Origin of the sequence: Kitasatospora sp. NPDC007106 (assembly GCF_040634455.1) — a bacterium.
GTDB classification, from domain to species: Bacteria; Actinomycetota; Actinomycetes; order Streptomycetales; family Streptomycetaceae; genus Kitasatospora; species Kitasatospora arboriphila.
In genome coordinates this window covers 1-2,890 of the sequence record NZ_JBEYFP010000729.1, presented here as the reverse complement: position 1 = coordinate 2,890, position 2,890 = coordinate 1, and the positions used below count along the sequence as shown (strand labels likewise).

Annotated in this window: 2 protein-coding genes; both read right to left on the bottom strand. The window is 75.6% G+C overall.

Annotated features, from left to right (window positions below; translation table 11 throughout):
* Positions 1-260: 260 nt before the first annotated feature.
* Positions 261-1,169 carry a SigB/SigF/SigG family RNA polymerase sigma factor gene (locus ABZ641_RS31470; protein WP_344624779.1) on the bottom strand — a complete coding sequence of 303 codons (909 nt, stop codon included), beginning with the start codon at positions 1,167-1,169 and terminating at the stop codon, positions 261-263.
* A gap of 843 nt (positions 1,170-2,012) precedes the next feature.
* Positions 2,013-2,675: an HAD family hydrolase gene (locus ABZ641_RS31465; protein WP_344624780.1), complete on the bottom strand. Its 663-nt coding sequence runs from the start codon at positions 2,673-2,675 to the stop codon at positions 2,013-2,015.
* Positions 2,676-2,890: the final 215 nt, after the last annotated feature.

Genomic DNA, 2,890 nt, shown 5'->3' with positions numbered 1-2,890 from the left:
CCGCAGCCGGTCGACGGTGGCCTGCAGCACGGACCGCTCGTCCGCCCCGGCGCCGTCGTCGGGCTCCGGGCCGGGCGGCGCCGCGGGGTGGTGTTCGGCGCGGCCTGCCACGGAGCCAGCGTAGCCCGGCGGCCGCGCCCGGCCCGCCCGAGCCGGTCGAGGCGTTCGGGGTGGCCCGCATCCCAATTGCGCAGTTCTCCCCCGGCCTTCGGCCGGGAGGTGCCCCCACGCGCCCTTGAGGTGCACTCGCGGTCTTCGGGTCATCCGGTCGGGGCGGGCCGGCGGGCGCCGTCCGAGCCTGCGTCGTCCAGGCGTTCGCGCAGCTGGCGGAGCGTGGCGGCGAGGATGCGGGAGACGTGCATCTGGGAGACGCCGATCCGGGCCGCGATCTCCGACTGGGTGTGGCCGCCCCAGAACCGCAGCTTCAGCACCGTCCGCTCGCGCTCCGGCAGTTCCTGCAGCAGCGGGCGGACGGACTCCCGGAAGTCGACCAGGTCGAAGTCCGCGTCGCAGGCGCCGAGGCGGTCCAGGAGGGAGCTGCCGGGCTCGTCCGGGCTGTCCTCGCGGAGCGCGTCCAGCGAGTCCGAGCGGTAGGCGCGGCCGGCGGTGAGGCCCGCGGCGACCTGGTCGGGCGCGAGTCCGAGCTCCTCGGCGAGCTCCTGCGGGGTGGGCAGCCGGCCGAGGTCCTGCTCCAGCCGGTCGGAGGAGCGCGCCACGGTCAGGTAGAGCTCCTGCAGGCTGCGCGGCACCCGCACGGGCCAGGTGGTGTCGCGGAAGAACCGCTTGACCTCGCCGGTGATCGTCGGGATCGCGTAGGTGACGAACTCGACGCCGCGCCGGTGGTCGTAGCCGTCCACCGCCTTGATCAGGCCGACCGTCCCGACCTGCAGGATGTCGTCCATGTCGGCGGCGCGGTGGCGGAAGCCCGCGGCGACGAAGCGGACCAGCGGCATGTTCAGCTCGATGATGGTGCCGCGGACGTAGCTGTACTCGTGGGTGCCGGGTTCGAGGGCGGCGAGGCGCTCGAAGAGCGCGTCGCTGAGGGCCCGGGCCTCGGCCTTGCCCATGGCCCGCATCTCCTGCTGGGTCGGGCGCGGGGCCGGGGCGGTGGCGGGTTCGACGGGCGCCGCAGGGGCGGCGGTGGTCGTGGAAGCGGCAACAGCGGACACGGGGAGTCATCTCCGTGGGGCGGGGGGACCGCAGGACGTGCGCGCACGGCGCAGCACGCTGCGGGGGGTGGGACACCCGGCCGCCCGACGGCTTCAGACGGTGGCGCCCCGGCACGTCGAGGTGCCGGAATCCCCGGCGGCCGACGGCCACCGGGTCGCGGAGGGGGGCAGCCTGGGCCCGACGCCTCCTTCTGGTCGTTCTACCCGCTCGGCGGGCCACTAACCGCACGCAGTGGATGAAACCGGAACAAGAAGGCTGAAAGGTGCGAATCTTCTGGTCGGCTGTCCGCGGATCGGCGGTGTCCGGCGGGTCCGCCCGGGTGGGCGCGCAACGGATCCGCGGGCTCGGCCCGCCTCTGGAGGCGGAGCGACTTCCCGGAGCCGCCGGGGGCGGACGGAGGTGACGGCGGTGGACGGTCCCGGCCTCTCCTGGCGTGAACGGCGGATACTCCGCCGGATGGAACTCCGGCCCGGCCAGGACTCGGACCTCGAACTGCGGCTCCGCACCATGCGGCTCGGCCGGTGGGACGGCGTCCGGCGGGCGCTGCGGCGGCTGCCGCCGTGCGCGCTGCTGCTGGCCGCCGTGTGCGCGGTGGGGCCGGCCACCGCGGGAGTCCCGGCCACGGCGGTGGCCCTGCGGGCGGTCTGCGGGACGGCGGCCGCGGTCACCCTGTTCGTCCTGCTCCGGGGCACCCGACGACACGCCCGCCGCGGGCGCCAGGAGTCGTCTTCCGAAGGTGCCCGGGGGTCGGTCGACTCGGAGGGTCGGTTGAGGTGCTCCCGCGCGCCCCTGGAACCGGCCACCCGAGCGCCCTTCGAGGACGGCTCCCGGGCCCGGGGCCGTCAGGCCCGGCCCAGGGCGCTGTCGTCGAGGGCGGCGAGCAGTGCGGCCGGATCGGCGTGGACCTCCAGGGCGCCGGCGGCGCGCAGCTCGCACTCCCCCACCCCGCCGCAGGTGACGGCGATGCACGGGACGCCGACCGCCGCGGCGGCCTGGACGTCCCACCGGGTGTCACCGACGAACAGGGCCTGGCCGGGGCCGGCCTCGGCCCGGTCGAGGGCCGCGTACACCAGGTCGGGGGCGGGTTTGGAGGTCTCGACGTCGTCGGCGCCGGTGGCCGCCCAGAGCACGTCCTCGGCCCCGAGCACCCGCCGCATCACCTCCAGGTCGCGTCCGGAGGCCGAACTCGCCAGCACCACCCGCCGCCCGCGTGCGGCGACCTCGCGGAGCAGGTCCGCCGCGCCGTCGAAGGCCCGCAGCCGGGGCCGGAATCGGGCGTAGAGCGCCTGCTGGGCGGCGCTGATCGCGTCGTCCTGCGAGTGGTCCCGGTCGGTGCCGAGCAGGTGGTCGAGCAGTTGGTCGCCGGCCATGCCGATCGCCCGGTGGATCCGCGCGGTCGCCGGCTCGTACCCGAACTGGGCGAGCGCCTCCGACCAGGCGATGGTGTGCAGGTAACTGGTGTCGAGCAGCGTTCCGTCGACGTCGAAGAGGGCTGCGGACGGCATGCTCTACTCCCTCCGGAGGGCCGGCGCGGGGACGGGCGCGGGCATGCGCAGCGTACGGCGCATGCCCGCGCCCGGCGTTCCGGACGTGCCGGGGCTCAGTGGCCGAGGCGGTGGATCAGACCATGCCTCCGCTGCGGCTGCGGCTGCGGGTCGAGATCGGGAGCGCGTCTGCGAGGGGTAGAGAGAGGTGGATTAGGAGTAGATGTCGGTGTACG